The organism is Sporosarcina obsidiansis (genome assembly GCF_009651005.1).
Taxonomy (GTDB): domain Bacteria; phylum Bacillota; class Bacilli; order Bacillales_A; family Planococcaceae; genus Sporosarcina; species Sporosarcina obsidiansis.
Genome location: NZ_WHVW01000011.1, coordinates 82,943 through 102,189, shown reverse-complemented (window position 1 = coordinate 102,189; position 19,247 = coordinate 82,943). Strand labels below are relative to the sequence as shown.

The following is a 19,247-nucleotide window of genomic DNA, read 5'->3' as shown; positions in this document are numbered from 1 at the left end:
AAGAAAAGTGAGTACGTCTATGATGAATACCATGATTGCTATCTCTGTCCGGAAGGGCAGATCTTGAACTACCGCACCACCACGAAAGAAGGATATCGACAGTATGCCTCTGAACCTGCCATCTGTGAAGCCTGTCCGGTCATCGACCAGTGTACACACAGTCAGAATCATCAGAAGATGATTCTGCGACACATCTGGCAAGACCACTTGGATGTAGCGGAAGATTTGAGGCATCATCAAGAAATCAAAGAAATCTACGGCAAGCGCAAAGAAACGATCGAGCGTGTATTTGCCGATGCCAAAGAAAAGCATGGCATGCGATGGACCACCCAGCGAGGGTTGAAAAAATTGTCCATGCAGGCGATGCTAACTTTTGCTGCCATGAATTTGAAGAAGTTGGCCAATTGGACATGGGAAACGCCAATCATGGCGTAAACCAGAGGAGTATCCGAGCCGAAATCGGAACTATTTCTCTGATTTTAGTACCGAAATGACAAAAGGGTTGGAAATCGTTACGATTTCCAACCCTTTTGTCTACAGTCTGAAACCGACAGGAGACTCTCTCCTGTCGGTTTTTCATTGTGGAATTTTTTTAGTTTTAATAGTGGGTTGAAATAGAAGATCTTCTACGGGTTGAAAAGGTCTGCTTGTCATCAAACGTTGTATATCTTTTAAACTGGCTCTCTCTTCTCGATGATGGGGGACGGCAATAATTTCACCCCCTAATGATTTTGGCAAGGATCCGCCTTTCCAATGAACGGTTGCCCCAAGTGCATTTATTTCAGCCGCGTTTACTTTTTGAAGTAGTGATTGAGGAAATTGCTCGTCTACTGTACGGAACCATAATGGGCGTGTTTCAAAAATTTCCTCAAACTGATTCAACTGTTGCATAAACAGTTTAGGATCCGTCTCATATCTTTCACCTTCCTGACCGAGCAATGCAACAGGAAGGGAACGTTTTTTCATTTTCTCTACGAGGTCTGGAAAACGGGCTGCCCATGCCGCATCCACGAACAGCAAAGGATACGGTTTTGTTAACTGTTCTAGAAGTTCTTCCACCTCTGATTCACCAAATGAAATATTAATTGTTAATGCAGATCCTTGTGCACCTCTTACAATGACCGTTGGATTTTCTGTTAGACGAAAAACAGTCGTTAAAGAAGGGGAAGGTTTGGCCAATTGAGGAAGCCACAGAATAAACAATAAGCATAGAATGGAAAGGAGTATGATTTTTTTGAACATACAGATCTCCTTATTATTATAAGTATATGCTATTGTATGAAAAAGACTTGACGTATATGACCACCGCGCTATATAATGAAAAAGTCTTGAAGATAATAAAAAAACTTGTTGTATTTACTTTTCAGACATGCTATAATGATTTTTGTCGTTAGAGATATAAACTAACAATTTTATTATTCCGCAGTAGCTCAGTGGTAGAGCAATCGGCTGTTAACCGATCGGTCGTAGGTTCGAGTCCTACCTGCGGAGCCATTTTTATGCTTCCATAGCTCAGCAGGTAGAGTGCTTCCATGGTAAGGAAGAGGTCGCCGGTTCGAGCCCGGCTGGAAGCTCCATGAGAACGTTTATATGGCCCCTTGGTCAAGCGGTTAAGACACCGCCCTTTCACGGCGGTAACACGGGTTCGAATCCCGTAGGGGTCACCATTTTTATTGAAGCAATGCGAAGCTTATCGCAAATGAATGCATCCTAAATTCACCGCATCGTGCGGTAACAGATGCATGACCTACATCCTGTAGGCCTGAAGCAAGTAGTGCAAGGAAGCAATTGAGAGAAAGAAGGAGCGTACCTTAGTACGTGACTGATTGAGCGAGTGCGGCTGACGCAGCAATGCGAAGCTTATCGAAATTTTAACACGGTGGGGTAGCGAAGTGGCTAAACGCGGCGGACTGTAAATCCGCTCCCTCCGGGTTCGGCGGTTCGAATCCGTCCCCCACCACCATGTTTGTTTTTCTTACACATTTTAATTACGTTACCAGCTATCCTTTGGGGTATAGCCAAGCGGTAAGGCAACGGACTTTGACTCCGTCATTCGTTGGTTCGAATCCAGCTACCCCAGCCATTTTGCTTATTCACAAGTTTATACTAAATGTGTCGAATCCTTATTATTTAATATAATGAAGGGTTTTTTTGTGATTTAAATTGGTTAATCATAGAGAAAATTACAATTTATCATGTATAATAATTAAGAATACTTATAGGTATTTTATCTTGTAGAATGAATAGAAATTATATAAACATAGGGATTGTGATATAGATATGAAAGAATTTCTTAATGGCATGGAGAGATTTGCTAATGCGAATAGTGAAAAAGGATTGCAGAAAATCCTAAGTGATATCGCTTACACTCTGGAACAAGCAGCTATCGTTTCTATTACCGATCCTCGCGGTACGATTCAATATGCAAATGAACATTTTGAAAAGCTTTCCAAATATCCTATTGAAGAGCTAATCGGTGCCAATCAGCGTATTGTAAATTCTGGTTACCATGAGGTGTCTTTTTTTAAAGAGATGTGGGCTACTATAGGAAGCGGTAAGACCTGGCGCGGAGATATTTGTAATCGTGCAAAAGATGGCTCTTATTATTGGGTAGATACAACGATTGTTCCTTTTTTGAATGAAAACGGCAAACCATACCAGTATATATCAATCCGTTATAATATTACTGCTAGAAAGCTGATGGAGGAAGAAATAAGAAAGAACGCAGAACTCTATGAAATTATTACAACAAATGCTTCAGATTTTATTGCGATTATTGATCGTCAAGGTAGATTTCAATATGTGTCACCTTCTTTCGGAAAGTTACTTGGTCACTCGTTAGATAGCTTGTATTCTGATACGTTATTCACCCTTATATATAAGAAAGATCGTCAAAAAGTGGAAAGAAAAATTACGCAATTTAGAGGCATTCATCGGAATGCAATTAGTTTGGAGTATTCCTTGTTAGATGTTAGGGGCGGCATGCATATCATGGAAGCGAAACTGAATGAAGTGCAAGGTTCCGTAGATTATGAGGATCAGATATTAGTTGTCATGCGAGATGTAACGGAACGAGTAAAATCTGAAGAGAAGATCAGACATCTTGTTTATAATGATCAACTTACCTCTTTAATGAATCGCAACTCATTTCGCGAGCAACTGGCATTGGCTTTTGAGAGGGCACGGACAAGGAAGCAAGTGTTTGCGCTTGTTCATATTAATATAGATCGCTTGCGCTACGCCAACGATCTATTAGGACATGAAGCAGGAGATTACTTGTTGGCGATGGTCGGCGAACGTCTAAAACAGAAGACTGGACCTGAAAGTTTGCTAGCGCGGATTGCTGGGGACGAATTTGCTTTTATCATTACGGGTCTGACAAACGAGAGTGATATATACAACTATGCCGAAGAAATACGGACATATTTAGAACAGCCTATTCAGGTTGGACAGCAATCTTATACATTATCTATCAGTTGTGGTATTTCGATGTATCCAGAACATGCCAATCAACCATCTGAACTGGTGACAAAAGCTACACTTGCCTTGGGAAAAGTAAAGATGCGTGGTGGCGGAGACAGTGAGATGTATGAGCACGGTACCTCTAAAATGACGTTGGAACGAATTCTATTGGAAAACGAAATGCGTAAAAGTGTGCAACAACAGCATTTTTATTTGGAATATCAGCCCAAAGTGTTTTTAGGTACAGGCGAACTAACAGGGGTGGAAGTTCTGGTTCGCTGGAATCATCCGGATTTGGGCATTATTCCGCCAATGAAATTTATTCCTCTTGCAGAAGAAACGAAAATTATTGTCTCGCTGGGTGAGTGGATTTTACGGGAGGTTTGCAAACAGGCAGCAGAAGAAATCAAGGACGGTGCTTTCTGTAAATTTGCTGTCAATGTCTCAACTGTTCAGATGAAAGAGGATGGTTTTGTCGATACAGTATTTAATATTATGAAAGAATTCAAGATTCCTGCTGACATGCTAGAATTGGAATTGACGGAGAGTTCGTTCATGGATATGGAAGGAATGAAAGAGTCGATTCAAAAACTTCGCGGAGCAGGTATTACGGTAGCTATCGATGATTTTGGAACAGGGTATAGTACATTCAGCTATATTAAGGAATTGCCAGCCGATACATTGAAGATCGATATGGCGTTCGTGCGAGATATTTTGGAGAATGAAAATAGTCAGGCGATTGTTAAGGCGATTGTGACCCTTGCTGATACAGCGGGGTTAAATGTAGTAGCAGAAGGTATTGAGTTGAAAGAGCAAGCGGATATGCTGTACCAACTAGGGTGCCGAGAAGGACAAGGGTATTACTTTGGTCGTCCGACAACTTTATTCGAAGCTAAACAGACGAACTCTAAGGGTTCTTCTTGTGATAATAAAAAATAGCCTAAGGAGGGAATGCTATGCGTAGTCTAGATATATCGATGATTGGAGTTCCGATAGATCTCGGACAGAGTCGGCGTGGTGTGGATATGGGACCAAGTGCAATTCGTTATGCTGGTGCTGTTGAACGGTTGCGGGCATTAGGACACCATGTTACAGATGAAGGCAACATAGCGGTATCGCCTGTGCGTGAAAAACCGTTTTCGGACGCGGGACTTAAGAATCTAGAAGAAGTCACAGCGGTAACTGAAGAGCTGGCGAAGGCTGTTTCGAAAATCGTTGCGGATAGTAAGTTTCCTTTGGTGTTAGGTGGTGATCATAGTATCGCGATCGGTACACTTGCTGGATTATCAGACCATTACAAAAACTTGGGGATTATATGGTATGATGCCCATGCAGATATGAATACGAGTGATACTTCACCATCCGGTAATATTCATGGGATGCCTCTCGCTGTTAGCATGGGTCTTGGACATAAAAACCTGGTTAATGTACACCGTGATGGGGCGAAAATTGACCCCCGTAATGTGGTCATCATCGGAGCCCGTGCATTGGATCCAGGTGAAAGAAAATTGATTAAGGAACAAGGTGTAAAAGTATTCACTATGCATGAAATCGATAGATATGGCATGTCTGCTGTCATACATGAGACGCTCGAGTACTTTGCATCGCGCCAAGTAGACGGTGTACACTTGTCTTTGGATTTAGATGGATTGGATCCTCTTTATACACCAGGCGTCGGGACTCCAGTTCCCGGAGGAATCACCTACAGGGAGAGCCATTTGGCAATGGAGTTGTTAGAAGATGCGAAAATTGTTACATCGGCTGAATTTGTAGAAGTCAATCCTGTGTTAGATGAACGTAATAAAACTGCTGACGTGGCAGTCGGCTTGATGGGGTCATTCTTTGGAGAAAAACTGCTGTAACTATAGACGCATCCTGATTAAGTAGAAAAGTGACGGAAGCCAAATGGCACTGTCGCTTTTTTGCATGAATTTTCTATCACTTGTACTAGAAAAAATGATAAAGTAGAAGAGGACATCACAAATTGAAGAATAAGTGAAACCAAATTGAGTTTCTATCGTATATAAAGGGACAGCCGCATAGAGCGGAGGGTGAAGCCTATTGGATGAATTAATAACGAAACGAGTTAAAGAAGTGCTGAATGGCAATCAAGAAGCTTTTGAGGAAATTGTCATTCATTTTCAGAATCGCTTGTATCAGGTTTGCTACCGTATGCTAAACAATGCAGCAGAAGCAGAAGACATAGCTCAAGAAGCCTTTGTACGAGCATATGTGAACTTGGAGACATATGATCAAAAGCGTAAATTTTCCACCTGGCTTTATCGCATTGCCACCAACTTATGCATTGATCGAATTCGGAAGAAAAAACCGGATTACTATTTGGATGCCGAGGTGCCAGGAACGGAAGGCTTGGATATGTATTCACAAATTGCATCGGATAAAGAATTACCTGAAGAAGAAGTGGAAAAGATGGAAACGAAAGATCGTGTTCAATATGAAGTGAGCAGGCTGCCCGATAAATACCGTACGATCATCATTTTACGATATATGGAAGACCTACAGTTGCAGGAAATCGCTGACATTTTAGAAATGCCTTTAGGAACCGTGAAGACGCGAGTTCATCGAGGCCGAGAAGCGCTTCGGCAACAAATGGGGAGTATGTAGGAGGTTAGATTCATGGAAAAATGTCCTAAACATGTTGTCCATTATATACATGCGTTTTTAGATGGTGAAATTGGCGAAGAAGAAGAAAAAATCTTAACACAACATGTAAAAGTGTGTGAAGAGTGTCGGGTATTGCTAGAAGAACTAGAAAAGACGTCTGTGCTATTTGAAAATATGAGTACAATCCAAGCACCCCCAGGATTTGTTAGTGGTGTTATGGGAAGATTACCACAATCTAAAGTGCAAAAAGGTCCTAAAAAGTGGTTGCGCCAGCATCCGATAATGGCAGCAGCTGCGCTGTTCCTAATCCTTATGAGCGCGTCTTTTTTCTCAAGTTTTGAAAATGAACAGCAATTTTCATTTACTAAACAGCCGAACGTCATTGTAGAAGGAGAAACGGTGGTTGTGCCTGCCGGAGAAACAGTAAAAGGGGATCTTGTTGTCAAAAATGGCGATCTGCGTATTGAGGGAGAAGTTGATGGTAATGTTACGGTCATCCGCGGATCGAAGTATATGGCCTCTACCGCTGTTATTACAGGGTCCAGTGAAGAAATTAATGAAGCCTTCGATTGGCTTTGGTATAAGATCAAGTCGATAGCGAAAGAGATTATCCCCTCCCCAAAAGACGAAAAGCAAGAAACTGAGTAATTTCATCTTCCATATATCAAAGTGATGCAAAAGATCATACTTCTGCATCACTTTTTTGGTTATCCGGTGAATAGCAGAACCTTCTTTAGTGAGGCATTTTAGCTGGGAATTATGCTATACTAGATGAATAAGAACTTTTTAAAAGGTAGGGGAAGCACATGCCGGGTTTGGAGCAAGTAACAACATTAGCACCAATGGAAATTCTGAAAAATATTGTGGATGTGCTTCTAGTTTGGTTTGTACTCTATAAATTAATTACCATTATTAAAGGAACAAAAGCCGTTCAACTACTGAAAGGGATTTTCGTTATCGTGATCGGACGTTATGTTACCGAATGGCTAGGCTTAAAAACGGTTCAGTGGATGATGGAAGAAGTTCTCCGCTGGGGTTTCTTAGCTGCCATTATCATATTCCAGCCAGAACTGCGCCGAGCCCTTGAACAATTAGGGAGAGGCCGGCTGTTTGCACGCACTGCAATGCAGGAAGAAGAAGAGCGCGATCGTCTGGTCAGCGCCTTCAGCAAGTCGGTAAGTTATATGGCGAAGCGGCGGATCGGTGCATTGATCACGATTGAGAAAGAAACGGGTCTTAGCGAGTATATTGAAACAGGAATCCCGATGAATTCGCATATTACATCCGAATTGCTCATTAATATTTTTATACCAAACACTCCGTTGCATGACGGAGCAGTCATTGTGACCAAAAATCGTATTGCTGCTGCGGCTTGTTACTTGCCATTATCCGAAAGTCCATTCATTTCAAAGGAGCTTGGCACACGTCACCGGGCTGCACTTGGAATCAGTGAAGTGACAGATGCTGTAACCATTATCGTATCAGAAGAAACAGGAGCCGTCAGTTTAACAGTGGGCGGAGATATAAATCGTAACTTGGATATGGAGGAATTTGAAAAGTTACTGCGGATGTCATGGTTTGGGGATACAACCGGTCAAGCAGAGACTTCTTTATGGAAGTGGGGGAAGAGAAAAAATGGATAAATTCATGGATAGCCCCTGGTTTCTGCGTTTGATTGCTCTGTTCTTAGCTGTCACGCTGTTTTTCTCAGTAAAATCCGAAGATCAATCGAGCCGAAATACTGCAAATGATATATTCGCCCTTATTCAAGATGTACCAGTTGAGGTGTATTATGACACGGAAAACCTGGTCGTGACTGGTGTTCCGGAGAAGGTTAATATGACAATTGAAGGGCCGGCCAATATTGTGCAGACAACGAAAGTTTTGAAAGACTTTACACTAAAGTTAGATTTGCAACACTTAACATTAGGAGAGCATACCGTACGGATTCAGGCAGAAAATCTGTCTGATAAATTGGATGTACGTCTTGAACCCGCTACCGTTCATGTCAATATTGAAGAGAAAGTCACTCAGTCGTTCCGAATAGATCCTGAAATGAACACCAAACTGTTGGCAGAAGGCTATGAATTGAAAAACATAGAAGTACAGCCTGCTTCAATCAACGTAACAGGTGCCAAAAGCATTGTGGAAGCTATCAGTTTTGTGAAAGTTTCGGTTACAGGAGATAATGATCTGAATAAATCATTTGAACAAAAAGCCCGAGTTCGTGTGCTTGACCGTGATTTGAATAAGTTATCCGTTTCATTAGATCCTGAAGAAGTCACTGTCAAAGTAGATATTGGGGAATATAGTCGTGATGTGCCGATGAAGCTGATACGTAAAGGAAAACCTGCTGACGATATCACGGTCGAAAGTGTCACGATGGAAGATAAGGTAGTTCGTGTGTATGGAACGAAAAATGCAGTGGATGCTATTACAGAAATTCCGGTAGAGGTCGACCTTTCAAAAGTCAACAAATCAGGAAAGATAGATGTAGATATTAAAAAGCCCGACAATATAAGTAAGGTCACACCGAACAAAGTGAAAGTACAAGTTAAGGTTGCCGGAGAATCATTAAAACCTGATGAGAATGCAGAATCAACAGAACAGCTAGAACCGGTAACGGGAGGAACAGAAGAACCTGACATAGAGAATACGAAACCAGTTCCAATTCCACAAGTAACCCAGCAGTTTACGGACATCCCTATTTCTATAAGAGGGTTAGATTCTATATATACGGCTTCGATAAAGCAGCCGTTAAACGGAATGGTCTCATTACAGGTAACAGGGAATAAATCTGATATTGAACAGATGAAACAAACTGATATAGCGATCTATATAGATGCGTCCCAAGTGAATACAGAAGGTGAATTAACGGTGCCTTTGCTTGTAGAGGTACCGAAAGAAATCTCATGGAAGCTGGCGGTTCGTAATGCCACGATCGATGTGCAACTTATCGAAACAAAGTCAAAAGCGTAACGGAATTCATAAGTAGTCGCCTCCGTTAAGAGTGATAGTAATTGATCAATTGTAGTACTAATGATCCAATAGGATATGATCGAAAGGAAGAATTAATATGACACAGTATTTTGGTACAGATGGCGTCCGTGGTATTGCCAATACCGAGCTGACACCAGAACTCGCGTTTAAACTAGGTAGGATTGGTGGATATTTATTCACCAGAGAAGTGGAAGGAAAAGCAGAAGTGCTGGTGGGTCGTGATACAAGGATTTCTGGTTCTATGCTTGAAAATGCTTTGATTGCAGGATTATTGTCTGTCGGGGTAGAAGTCATGAGACTTGGTGTCATTAGTACACCAGGAGTCGCCTATTTAACGCGTGTGATGAATGCACAAGCGGGGGTTATGATTTCCGCTTCTCACAATCCAGTTGAGGATAATGGTATTAAGTTTTTTGGCGAAGATGGTTTTAAGCTAACGGATGAGCAAGAGGCTGAATTCGAAAAGCTATTGAATGAAACAGAAGATACTCTGCCACGCCCGGTTGGGGGACAGGTAGGTACGATTACGGAATATTTTGAAGGTGGACAAAAGTATATTCAATACTTAAAGCAAATAGTGGATGAAGATTTTGAAGGAATTCATGTCGCGTTAGATTGTGCACATGGCGCAACTTCTGCATTAGCGACACATGTATTTGCCGATTTGGATGCCGACTTAACGACAATTGGTGCCTCGCCGAACGGTCTGAATATTAATGATGGAGTCGGTTCTACACATCCCGAGACACTTGCCGAATTGGTCATCGAAAAGAACGCGGATATCGGTTTGGCTTTTGACGGAGATGGGGATCGCCTAATTGCCGTAGATGAAAAGGGGAATATTGTCGACGGTGACCAAATTATGTTTATTGTGGGACGATATTTACATAGCAAAGGTCGTTTGAAAGCGGACACGATTGTCTCTACCGTGATGAGTAACCTCGGGTTTTATAAAGCGTTGGAAGACTTCGGCATGAAAAGTGTCCAAACAGCTGTTGGCGATAGATATGTAGTGGAAGAAATGCGGAAAAGTCAATATAATCTAGGTGGAGAACAATCTGGCCACATCGTATTCATGGATTATAATACAACGGGAGACGGTTTGCTGACAGCATTGCAGTTGGTCAACATCATGCAGCAAACAGGCAGGAAATTATCAGATTTAGCTAGTGAGATGAAAGTATATCCTCAAAAGTTAGTAAATATTAGAGTAGTCGATAAACATGCCGTTATGGAAAATATACGAGTAGTTAGTATAATCCAGGAAGTTGAGCAGGAAATGGCTGGTCAAGGACGTGTTCTCGTTCGTCCCTCTGGCACCGAGCCACTTGTCCGCGTGATGGTGGAAGCGGCAACCGAAGCGCAATGTGTGGACTATACTGAACGGATTTCACAAGTGGTAAAAGAAGAAATGGGTTTAGAATAAGTGAATGCTACAAGAGCTGGAAACACAAGAAATGCGTTTCCAGCTTTATTTTCATACCCAAAGTAGAACAATGAGAGTTTTGAATTAGAGATCGTTGGGGAAATGCTTCCGATGAACGGAGGGGAAAGAGAATGAGCCAAAAAAAATACCAGGATATGCTGGCACAGCGAACAGAGAAAATCTTTAAGGAATGGGAAATACGAGGTAGCTTAACAGAACGTGAATTATACTATTTTTTGCATAAACTTAAAGGAACATCCGGAACGATTGGATTACATCAATTATCTCTTTTTTGTGCTTCTCAGTTAGAAATCCTATCCTCATCCAATGATCAGAAAATCCCAGTTTCATCATTGGAAAACTTGAAGAATCGTATTCGTCTGTATTTTGATGATTCCGTTGCCGTTAAAAAGGAAGAATTCCAATTACCAGACCGCTACGTAAACCGTTTAGATCAGGAAACATTTATTCTGATTATTGACGACGACTTGGAATTTGTCTCTTATTTAAAAGAACTGCTTGAGAAATTGGGCGCACAAGTGATTATTTCCTTAAATGGAAAACGGGGAATTGAACAATTTTACTCTATGCGACCGAGCATTGTCATCGTAGATAGTAAGTTGCCTGACATGTCGGGTTTTGAAGTTCTAGATCAAATTGCAGAAACTGCTAGACAAAAGAATACGACTCTTGCTATTTCAAGTGAACAGGCTACGAAAGAAATCCAGATTGAGAGTTATCGTAGGGGTGCAATGGACTTCATTGCTAAACCGTTTGATATGGATATCTTTTTCCCTTATTTGTTTAATCGGCAGCAACGTCAGCAGGCAATCAGTAGCAGTATTATTACGGATAGTCTGACGGGTGTTGGGAACCGGCGTTATTTTGATGAAGTCATTAATAATTTGGCAAAGAACTCCGATCGTACAGGTATCGTCTTTTCACTAGTAATGGTGGATTTAGATCATTTCAAACAGGTTAATGATTTATATGGACATCCTGCAGGTGATGAAGTATTAAGGAAATTTGGAGAAATTATCAAGGAAGAAAAACGAGATGGCGATTATGTTTTCCGCTATGGCGGGGAAGAGTTTGCATTCTTATTTGTAAACTTACAAGCCGAAGAGACTGTAAATATAGTGGAACGAATAAGAAAGAAATTCAATAAACTCACCTTCTCATCAGGAGAAAAGGAATTTAAGGTAACGTTTTCAGCAGGGAGCGCGGTCTATCAAGATCATGTCGATGCTGTTATTTCTGCTGCGGACCAAGCTTTGTATGAGGCTAAACGTACGGGTAGGAATCGGACAGTCGTTTATGATCAGAGAAAGCTCGTTGTCAAACGGAAGCTGATGGTCATCATTGTGGATGACGATTCGTTTATTCGTCAAATACTTCAGCAAACCTTACTGGAACTAAAATCTCCTGATATTGAGATTACGGTGAAGACATATTCTGACGGGCCTGCGTTCCTAGAGGATGATTGGTATACACCGGATGATTATTTCATTGTGCTACTGGATGGCGTAATGCCTAAAATGGACGGTCTAGAAGTGCTGAGTCGTTTGAAAAGCGATCATGCCAAAACGAATGTGACAGTTTCTATGATGACGGCGAGAAAGAGTGCAAACGATATTAAAGCGGCATTATGGCTTGGAGCAGATGACTATATCATTAAACCGTTTCAGCCTTCTGAAGTACTGGGGCGTATTGATAAGTTGGCTAATCGTTTATTTGATAAGAGGGAATAGGGGGACCCAAATTTGACGTATACAGGAAAGAAAGTACTAGTCGTAGATGATGAGGAAATATTGCGGATGCTACTGACCGATACATTGGAATTTGAAGGGTTTCAAGTGGATGAGGCGGAAGATGGCTTGGAAGGATTGCAGAAGATCCAAGAGAATGCATATGATGTTATTCTATTGGATTATATGATGCCGCACATGACTGGACTAGAAGTGTTAGAAAGAGTGCAAGTGATGCAATTGAGCACTCCAGTTGTTATGCTAACTGCAAAAGCACAGCAGGCGGATCAGCAGGCTGCTAAGGAAAAAGGAGCAGCACATTTCATTCCTAAACCTTTCAGTCCAAATGAATTGGTAGAGTTGCTAAAATCGATAGTCTAGATAAGTGAAATCAGAAAGGAACGTCCACTCCGCTCATGGAATGGACGTTCTTTTATTTATTCTCAGGATATAAAATTCTTCCATCCGAGCGATGAATATTCTGCATAATCGTTGACGATAAATCATGAAGCGGATAGGGTTTCGTTAAATAATGATCGATATTAAACTCTTTTAGTAACTGCGGCTCCTTTTCCAAGGAGGAGGAGATAATGATCGGAATAGAAACGGTTTCTTTCGTTTCTTTCATTTGTCTGACTAGATTCCAACCATTTTCATTGTCGCCGAGCTTCAAATCTACTACGACAGCGGCTGGCCGCATGTTTTGTATGCAAGTAAATGCTTGGTTGATCGTAGAATGATGGACCACGGAAAAACCGCTGTCAGTCAGTTTTTCTCCTACTAACGTGGCAATATTCACATCATCTTCAATTACGACAACAAGTGGTTTATCGAAATTGATCGGCTCCATTGGCAATTGTTGTTTAAGAGGAAGAGAGAAGAATACCGTAGTGCCGACATTCTTTTCTGCGTCTATCCAAATTCGTCCATTATGATCTTTGATAATTTCCTGACAAATGGATAAGCCTAAACCTGTACCGCCAATTTTTCTGCTAAAACTATTATCGAATCTGTAAAATTTCTCAAATAGATGACCAATATCTTCCTGCGGAATCCCAATTCCTTGATCTGCTATCGAAACGATAATGGAGTCCAGTTGATTCCAAAGTGATACATTTACTATCCCACCGTCAGGAGAAAATTTTACTGCATTGCCTAGAATGTTCGTGAAAACTTGAAGCATCCGATCATGATCTGCCACGACAGTAGAGGAGCAAGTTACATCTTTAATCTTTATGTCGTGGAGCGGAGATTGGATAGCAAGATTTTCTACAGTTTGCTTCGCTAAATTAACTAAAGATACATCTTCCAACGCATACGTTTGGCGACCTGACTCCATACGTTGAATGTCTAGAAAATCATTGATGAGTGCAGTCAAACGATTGGCCTCATTGTGTATAGTTTCTAAATAACGCTTTTTACGTGTATCATCCATGTCTTTATTCAGCAACAGTTCGGAAAAACCAAGAATACTGGAAAGTGGCGTTCGCAGTTCATGACTGACGGTCGATACCAATTCGGTCTTCATCTGGTCCACTTCATGTTCGTGCGTAATATCCCGATGTACAAAGATTGTGCCTACATTCTCTCCTTGGATGATGATTGGCACACTATAGACATTCATAACACGAGAAGGCTTCAATGGAATGGACATTACATACGAATTGTGTCTGATTTCTCTGCTATTCGGGTCGAGTGCATGTTCCAAAAATACTTGATATTGTTCTGGATTATCTATCTTCCCAAGGAAATGTTCTGTCCATTGGTCTCTAGGCCAATCCTTATGCTCCGTTTCAGGCTCCATATCCAGAAGTTCAAACAACGCGGCATTGTATTTATCCTCTTCATTTGTACTGGAGACAAAACGAATCCCTTCATTGATATTATCCAAGATGTTCTGATTTAACTGTCGTTCATGACTAATGAGCTCATATTGCTCTATGCGATCCACCGCAATCGCAATCCGTTTGATCAAAGCATATAAATCTTCCTGATCGTCTTCTGTGAAAGGCTTTCCAATTCGAGATAGAATGGAGACAACACTTAACTCATTCGCTGCATTATAGACACCTGTCACAAAATCATAAACGAAAGTCGTGTTTTCTGCTATCCCTTTCTCATATCCAGCCTCGCGTTTGATTACAAAGTAAGGTTCAGTTTCTAAGCGAAGCTTCATGTATTCTAATCTGTCCTGTTTCACATCCTCAAAGAACTGTTCAGACATTCCTTTGAGAGAATGGATATTGCTTTTCGGAAGCCATAGGAAGCCCAGGTCCGATTGATAGATCGTATGTAGATAATCTGAGGTTTGATCGCAGACCTCCTGTTTATCCAATGAAAATGAGAGTAAATGACTCAAACCGTTATAGCGTTCCAAACGAACACGGGCAAAGCGTGCTTCCGATAAGGCGTACTCCATTTTCGTCTGACGATTGAATAGCTCATCCTGTTGGGTAAGGAGTTCTTCATTTTGAGCAAGTAATTCTTGTTCGCTCGTTTGAATTCTCTGCATCATCTTATGAATCGCTTGGGATAAAGCACCTATTTCATCTTCTTTCGTAATAGGCTGGAAAAGAATCTTGCCTTCTGTTTCGTACTGATCGGCTGCGTAGGTGATATTCTCAACAGGACGGACCACCCGATTCATCACATTCCAAACCATATAAATTGGAATGAGTAGAAAAGCGAAGCCCAGCAGAGTAATCAGTAAAAAGAACTGATTGGTTTGTTTTTTAGTTTGTTCATATGATTGGGAAAGTCTTTCTTTCACGTTGAGATTGTAATCATTCGCATATTCAATGAAGCGATTTATCGATAAATTTGTCCCGCCTTTTGCCAGTTCGCGTAGTCCTTCGTAATCGTTCTCCTGCACAAACTGAATTGCTTTCGGTAACGTGACACTTTCATAATTTTCTAGAAAGCTATCGATTTCTGAAATGATTTTTTGCTCTTCAGCATTGAGTGGAAGGGACTTAAACTGCCGCGAATAGGAATGGATATCTTGGATGGCTTGATAAGCACCGTTTAATTCATCCTCTATTTGAAATGCGTAATAACCCCGGATTCGAAAAAATAAATTTTGAACAGAAGTGGAGAGGTGTTCCACTACTTGCGCTTTTTCAAAGGTTTCTTGCTGTTCTATCTCCAATTGTGACCAAGAATTTTTTGCATATAGATACATACTGCCCATGCCCAGTACAGCGATTAACAATGAAACGATAAATACATTAATATATTGCTGGCGAATCCCTTTTTTACGCGACATCCGGCTGCCCCTTTCCTGACTGCTTCTATACTTCTATTCTATCACCTGGAATAGAAGAAGGGCAGATGGAATTTCCAGCGGAGATGTATAGTTAATTAGCCAAAGCGACCATTAATATAATCGTCTGTTAAAGGATCGGATGGACGCTCGAAAATCATCGGTGTCGGTGCCATTTCAATCATCTCTCCATTTAAGAAAAATGCGGTCTGGTCAGAAATGCGGGAAGCCTGTTGCATATTATGAGTCACAATAACGATTGTCACTTCTTGCTTTAGTTGCGTAATCAGTTCCTCGACTTTATGAGTAGAAATCGGATCGAGAGCTGAAGTCGGTTCATCCATAAGCAATACTTCTGGAGATATAGCTAATGCGCGAGCGATACAGAGGCGTTGTTGCTGCCCGCCCGATAGGCTCATGGCAGGTTTATGCAGTCGATCTTTCACTTCCTCCCATAAAGCTGCTTTACGTAAGCTATCTTCCACGACATGTTCGATTAAGTCCTTTTGTCGGATGCCTTGAATTTTTAAGCCGAACGCGACGTTTTCAAATATCGATTTCGGGAAAGGATTTGGTTTTTGGAAAATCATACCGACCTTCGTGCGCAACAGTTCAACAGGTAGAGTTGGGGAGAAAATCGTTTCGTCCAAAAATGTCAGTGTGCCTGAAATATGAACCTCTGCTTGCAGTTCCACCATTCGATTTAGAGTTTTAAGGAATGATGATTTCCCGCAGCCGGATGGTCCGATAATCGCCGTCACTTCTTTTTCATGAATCGTCATGTCCAAGTTTTTTAGCGCATGCGATGTTCCATACCATAGATTTAATTGATCTGCTTGATACACAGGTTTATTCCAGTTTGTATTATTCATCACTCGAAGTTTCGGCTCAGTTGTTCTCTCTTTTAGTACCATACGTTGAAAACCTCCATTTGTTCGTTATCTTTACTTTACAGGAGGTGTGTTGAGTGAATGTGAAGAGGATGTTAAGAGTTTGTAAATACTATGAAAAGGAAGCAACCGAAAATGGTTGCTTCCCTCTGTTTTTATTCGAAAATATATTGTAATGCGCGTACAGCCTGATCGACCGATTCAACCGTTACATGTGCTTTGCGTGATAGTTCTTTTAATGGGTGATGATGGTTTTCCTGTCGAATTAGAATAAGTGGTTTTCCAGAAGCTACAGCAGCACTCGCATCCATTGCTGTATTCCATTGTTTGTACTGCTCACCAAATAGAGCGATAACGACATCTGACTTTTTCATGAGAATTTCAGTCCGTAAGTTGTTGAGACTGGAAGCCGCAGCATCTTTGAAAATCGCATTCGGTTGTTCGCCCAGAATTTCTTCCCCAATGTTGTCCGATCGATCATGATTTTCCATTGGTCCGACAAAGTCGACGGGCAACTGTAATTTTTCAGCCTGTTGTTTAACTTCTTCTCTCCAAGATGTGTGAATCTCCCCAGCTAGGTATACTGTTAATCGCATAGAATCCCCTCCTAGTTTGATAGTCTTATTGTATCATGCAATTAAACTTTCTTCATTTGATGTACATAAGGGGTCGAGTAAAAGTCTGTCGTACACGCGCATTACGGTCGGTGGACCGCACCAATACTTAGCAGACCGATCGAAAGTCGGGTGCCTTGCCTTTATGGAAGAACATTATGAATATAAGCTAAATCAATTATGGTACACTGAATAAAAAGAGGAGTGGATTGTGCAATGGATGGGAAGAATCGAGCAGATGTCAAACCAGGGCTGCGAGTGGCAGTTATTTTGAAGAAGGATCAACGAAGTGGTGTAAAAACGGAAGGAATTGTCAAGGATTTATTAACTAATTCGAGCTTTCATCCGCATGGGATTAAAGTGCGGTTAGAGGATGGACAAGTCGGACGAGTGGCAGAGATACTAGAGTAGATGGATTTGAATTCTCTTGTATGAGTTAAAGACGAAGCAAACTGACGATAGTGTGATTGAATTCATTGAGAATGTGGATAAACCGAAAAAACGAGAGGACGCATATCGCTTGCTTGATATCTTTACCGAGACTACGGGCTATGAAGCGAAAATGTGGGGACCTAGCATTATTGGGTTCGGCTCCTATCATTATGTATATAAAACGGGTCATGAAGGGGACGCACCGCTTGTGGGCTTTTCCCCACGCAAAGCGAAGATCAGTCTCTATTTTGCAACTGGTGATTCTGAACGAGAAATGTTATTGGAGAGATTCGGCAAGCATACGAGCGGTAAGGCGTGCGTCTATATTAAAAAAGTGGCAGATGTTGATGTGGAGGTGCTGAAAGAATTGATTCAGCAATCTGTTACGTATTTACAAGAACGATATCCAAATGAATCGAATTGATAAAACGAGAGGCGAGTGGTGCCTCTCGTTTTTGCTTATAACTTCTTGATAAACTGTACCGATTCCTCAGCAATCTGTTTATATTCAATGTCATGAACATAGTGAGAACAATCTAGTTCCACTAAATCCCCGCTTTCTTGACCTGCAATAAATTCTTGTTGAAATCCAACCCATTCATTTTCATTCCAGCCAGTTCCTTGGCCATTCGATGAAAACAACAGTATAGGAACGTTAACAGGCAAGTGTTCTTGTACAAGTTTCGCATTATCTTTAATTTGAGCAGTTTCATTCAGCATATTTTTTGTGGCGGTTCTTCTATAGAAAATCACCTTGTACAATTCTTTCTCTTCCTCTGTCAATGTTCCATAAGTGATGGCGTCACTTTCAGCTAGTGCGGGGATCCATCGCGTTACTCCAATGTCTGCTGCCAACTTGCCCATTCGAAGGAAAGTCATATTGATATTCATTTGTTCATATATAGCCGGAACCGCCATATCCAAACCGATGATAGCTTTCACTTCCTCAGGATAGGTCTGTGCCCAATGCAATGCTTCAATGCCTGACATGGAATGCGGTACTAAAATGAAAGGTCCTTTTACTCCAGACTGAAAAAGTGCTTTCCTAGTCTCAGATAGCATAGTATCTAGATCGCGTTCTGAATCAGAAACCTCACTAAATCCATAACCGGCTCTTTCTACGACAGCAATTTGATACGTATCGCTCAGTAATGTATATAGTGACTTGAAATCCAAAACAGGTGAACTCGTTCCGCTGCCAGATAAGAAGACCAAGGTGTCATTCCCAGTTCCTTCCGAATACACGTGCATTTGATAATCATTCACTTCGGTTAACATACCATTTGGGATAAATCGCTCGTTCTCTTTTGAAAGCTGTACTTGGTGATTCACATAACTGAAAGTAATGATCAGCAGAAAAGCTGCAAACGTGATGAAAACAAATTTCCTAACCTTCCTCAATGTGTCGCCTCCAACATTTCGTTTAGAGCGGCAAACTATTTAACGATTATTCCCCGTCCCGATACGTAACGGCAGTGCCCGTTGCGATGCACATCATCATGCCTTCACGCACCATTTCAAAATCTAAGTCCACACCAATTACGGCATTTGCTCCCATGCGGCGTGCTTTCTCAGACATTTCCTCAATTGCAGTTTCACGCGCTTCGGTCAATTTGCTTTCATACGCTGAACTACGTCCGCCCACAATATCTGTGACCGATGCAAAGATATCACGTACGATGTTCGCCCCCATGATCGTTTCTCCTGATACAATCCCATGATACGTTTCAATCGTTCGGCCTTGCAAAGTATTCGTTGTCGTGTGTAACATTCGATCTCCTCCTTTTG

The 19,247-nt window shown here is 41.4% G+C and carries 18 protein-coding genes and 5 tRNA genes; 17 read left to right on the top strand and 6 right to left on the bottom strand.

The genetic code is table 11. The features are described from left to right. The coding region (locus tag GD002_RS10710) for a transposase (protein ID WP_194841560.1) at positions 1 to 435 on the top strand (435 nt) is incomplete at its 5' end. 141 nt (positions 436 to 576) lie between these two features. On the opposite strand, the gene GD002_RS10705 is transcribed toward GD002_RS10710, so the two are convergent. Next, positions 577 to 1,242 carry a polysaccharide deacetylase family protein gene (locus GD002_RS10705; protein WP_153732349.1) on the bottom strand — a complete coding sequence of 222 codons (666 nt, stop codon included), beginning with the start codon at positions 1,240 to 1,242 and terminating at the stop codon, positions 577 to 579. 177 nt (positions 1,243 to 1,419) lie between these two features. Here GD002_RS10705 and GD002_RS10700 point away from each other — a divergent pair. The 14 genes from GD002_RS10700 (at position 1,420) to GD002_RS10635 (ending at position 12,642) form a co-directional block, all read left to right on the top strand. Further along, a tRNA-Asn gene (locus GD002_RS10700) sits at positions 1,420 to 1,494 on the top strand. 7 nt (positions 1,495 to 1,501) lie between these two features. Further along, a tRNA-Thr gene (locus tag GD002_RS10695) sits at positions 1,502 to 1,577 on the top strand. Positions 1,578 to 1,592: 15 nt separating this feature from the next. After that, positions 1,593 to 1,667, top strand: a tRNA-Glu gene (locus GD002_RS10690). A 211-nt stretch (positions 1,668 to 1,878) separates the two neighbouring features. Next, positions 1,879 to 1,963, top strand: a tRNA-Tyr gene (locus GD002_RS10685). Between the two features lie 45 nt (positions 1,964 to 2,008). Then, positions 2,009 to 2,083 (top strand) — tRNA-Gln (locus tag GD002_RS10680). 197 nt (positions 2,084 to 2,280) lie between these two features. Beyond that, positions 2,281 to 4,401, top strand: coding sequence for an EAL domain-containing protein (locus GD002_RS10675; RefSeq protein ID WP_153732348.1), 2,121 nt, complete (start codon positions 2,281 to 2,283; stop codon positions 4,399 to 4,401). Positions 4,402 to 4,418: 17 nt separating this feature from the next. Further along, the gene (gene rocF, locus GD002_RS10670; protein ID WP_153732347.1) at positions 4,419 to 5,324 is read left to right on the top strand and encodes an arginase; all 906 of its coding nucleotides are present in this window, start codon (positions 4,419 to 4,421) and stop codon (positions 5,322 to 5,324) included. 199 nt (positions 5,325 to 5,523) lie between these two features. Beyond that, positions 5,524 to 6,087 carry an RNA polymerase sigma factor SigW gene (gene sigW / locus GD002_RS10665; protein WP_153732346.1) on the top strand — a complete coding sequence of 188 codons (564 nt, stop codon included), beginning with the start codon at positions 5,524 to 5,526 and terminating at the stop codon, positions 6,085 to 6,087. Positions 6,088 to 6,099: 12 nt separating this feature from the next. Next, the gene (locus GD002_RS10660; RefSeq protein WP_153732345.1) at positions 6,100 to 6,735 is read left to right on the top strand and encodes a zf-HC2 domain-containing protein; all 636 of its coding nucleotides are present in this window, start codon (positions 6,100 to 6,102) and stop codon (positions 6,733 to 6,735) included. A gap of 158 nt (positions 6,736 to 6,893) precedes the next feature. Next, on the top strand, positions 6,894 to 7,730 hold the full coding sequence (cdaA, locus tag GD002_RS10655) for a diadenylate cyclase CdaA (RefSeq protein ID WP_153732344.1): 837 nt from the start codon (positions 6,894 to 6,896) through the stop codon (positions 7,728 to 7,730). Next, the gene (locus tag GD002_RS10650; protein WP_153732343.1) at positions 7,723 to 9,066 is read left to right on the top strand and encodes a CdaR family protein; all 1,344 of its coding nucleotides are present in this window, start codon (positions 7,723 to 7,725) and stop codon (positions 9,064 to 9,066) included. Before cdaA ends, GD002_RS10650 begins: the two co-directional genes overlap by 8 nt. A gap of 97 nt (positions 9,067 to 9,163) precedes the next feature. After that, on the top strand, positions 9,164 to 10,513 hold the full coding sequence (gene glmM, locus GD002_RS10645; protein ID WP_153732342.1) for a phosphoglucosamine mutase: 1,350 nt from the start codon (positions 9,164 to 9,166) through the stop codon (positions 10,511 to 10,513). Positions 10,514 to 10,644: 131 nt separating this feature from the next. After that, positions 10,645 to 12,264 (top strand): diguanylate cyclase, encoded by a 1,620-nt coding sequence (locus tag GD002_RS10640; protein WP_153732341.1) that lies wholly within the window; start codon positions 10,645 to 10,647, stop codon positions 12,262 to 12,264. 12 nt (positions 12,265 to 12,276) lie between these two features. Continuing rightward, positions 12,277 to 12,642 carry a response regulator transcription factor gene (locus GD002_RS10635; RefSeq protein ID WP_153732340.1) on the top strand — a complete coding sequence of 122 codons (366 nt, stop codon included), beginning with the start codon at positions 12,277 to 12,279 and terminating at the stop codon, positions 12,640 to 12,642. Positions 12,643 to 12,694: 52 nt separating this feature from the next. Here GD002_RS10635 and GD002_RS10630 read toward each other — a convergent pair whose 3' ends face one another. The 3 genes from GD002_RS10630 to GD002_RS10620 all read right to left on the bottom strand — a co-directional run bounded on the left by GD002_RS10630 (position 12,695) and on the right by GD002_RS10620 (position 17,009). Further along, a complete protein-coding gene (locus GD002_RS10630) occupies positions 12,695 to 15,526 on the bottom strand; it encodes an ATP-binding protein (protein ID WP_153732339.1) in 2,832 nt (943 codons plus the stop codon). 95 nt (positions 15,527 to 15,621) lie between these two features. After that, entirely contained in the window at positions 15,622 to 16,437 is an 816-nt protein-coding gene (gene pstB / locus GD002_RS10625; protein ID WP_153732338.1) for a phosphate ABC transporter ATP-binding protein PstB, read from the bottom strand. Positions 16,438 to 16,568: 131 nt separating this feature from the next. Next, the gene (locus GD002_RS10620) at positions 16,569 to 17,009 is read right to left on the bottom strand and encodes a YtoQ family protein (RefSeq protein ID WP_153732337.1); all 441 of its coding nucleotides are present in this window, start codon (positions 17,007 to 17,009) and stop codon (positions 16,569 to 16,571) included. A gap of 234 nt (positions 17,010 to 17,243) precedes the next feature. Between GD002_RS10620 and GD002_RS10615 the strand changes: the two genes are divergently transcribed. Both GD002_RS10615 and GD002_RS10610 read left to right on the top strand, forming a co-directional pair. After that, on the top strand, positions 17,244 to 17,438 hold the full coding sequence (locus GD002_RS10615; protein WP_153732336.1) for a YwbE family protein: 195 nt from the start codon (positions 17,244 to 17,246) through the stop codon (positions 17,436 to 17,438). A gap of 16 nt (positions 17,439 to 17,454) precedes the next feature. Next, on the top strand, positions 17,455 to 17,883 hold the full coding sequence (locus GD002_RS10610) for a DUF1801 domain-containing protein (protein WP_153732335.1): 429 nt from the start codon (positions 17,455 to 17,457) through the stop codon (positions 17,881 to 17,883). A 35-nt stretch (positions 17,884 to 17,918) separates the two neighbouring features. Here the strand turns inward: GD002_RS10610 and GD002_RS10605 are convergent, their stop codons facing one another. Then, positions 17,919 to 18,860, bottom strand: coding sequence for an alpha/beta fold hydrolase (locus GD002_RS10605; RefSeq protein ID WP_194841559.1), 942 nt, complete (start codon positions 18,858 to 18,860; stop codon positions 17,919 to 17,921). 46 nt (positions 18,861 to 18,906) lie between these two features. Further along, a complete protein-coding gene (locus GD002_RS10600) occupies positions 18,907 to 19,230 on the bottom strand; it encodes a YbjQ family protein (RefSeq protein ID WP_153732334.1) in 324 nt (107 codons plus the stop codon). Positions 19,231 to 19,247: the final 17 nt, after the last annotated feature.

What these genes read in the sequence shown, in the direction of transcription:
- GD002_RS10600 (WP_153732334.1), bottom strand. Translation starts at nt 19,230, where the DNA reads ATGTTACACACGACAACGAATACTTTGCAAGGCCGAACGATTGAAACG.
- GD002_RS10630 (WP_153732339.1), bottom strand. Translation starts at nt 15,526, where the DNA reads ATGTCGCGTAAAAAAGGGATTCGCCAGCAATATATTAATGTATTTATC.
- GD002_RS10620 (WP_153732337.1), bottom strand. Translation starts at nt 17,009, where the DNA reads ATGCGATTAACAGTATACCTAGCTGGGGAGATTCACACATCTTGGAGA.
- GD002_RS10640 (WP_153732341.1), top strand. Translation starts at nt 10,645, where the DNA reads ATGAGCCAAAAAAAATACCAGGATATGCTGGCACAGCGAACAGAGAAA.
- GD002_RS10660 (WP_153732345.1), top strand. Translation starts at nt 6,100, where the DNA reads ATGGAAAAATGTCCTAAACATGTTGTCCATTATATACATGCGTTTTTA.
- rocF (WP_153732347.1), top strand. Translation starts at nt 4,419, where the DNA reads ATGCGTAGTCTAGATATATCGATGATTGGAGTTCCGATAGATCTCGGA.
- cdaA (WP_153732344.1), top strand. Translation starts at nt 6,894, where the DNA reads ATGCCGGGTTTGGAGCAAGTAACAACATTAGCACCAATGGAAATTCTG.
- glmM (WP_153732342.1), top strand. Translation starts at nt 9,164, where the DNA reads ATGACACAGTATTTTGGTACAGATGGCGTCCGTGGTATTGCCAATACC.
- GD002_RS10615 (WP_153732336.1), top strand. Translation starts at nt 17,244, where the DNA reads ATGGATGGGAAGAATCGAGCAGATGTCAAACCAGGGCTGCGAGTGGCA.
- GD002_RS10650 (WP_153732343.1), top strand. Translation starts at nt 7,723, where the DNA reads ATGGATAAATTCATGGATAGCCCCTGGTTTCTGCGTTTGATTGCTCTG.
- pstB (WP_153732338.1), bottom strand. Translation starts at nt 16,437, where the DNA reads ATGGTACTAAAAGAGAGAACAACTGAGCCGAAACTTCGAGTGATGAAT.
- GD002_RS10705 (WP_153732349.1), bottom strand. Translation starts at nt 1,242, where the DNA reads ATGTTCAAAAAAATCATACTCCTTTCCATTCTATGCTTATTGTTTATT.
- GD002_RS10675 (WP_153732348.1), top strand. Translation starts at nt 2,281, where the DNA reads ATGAAAGAATTTCTTAATGGCATGGAGAGATTTGCTAATGCGAATAGT.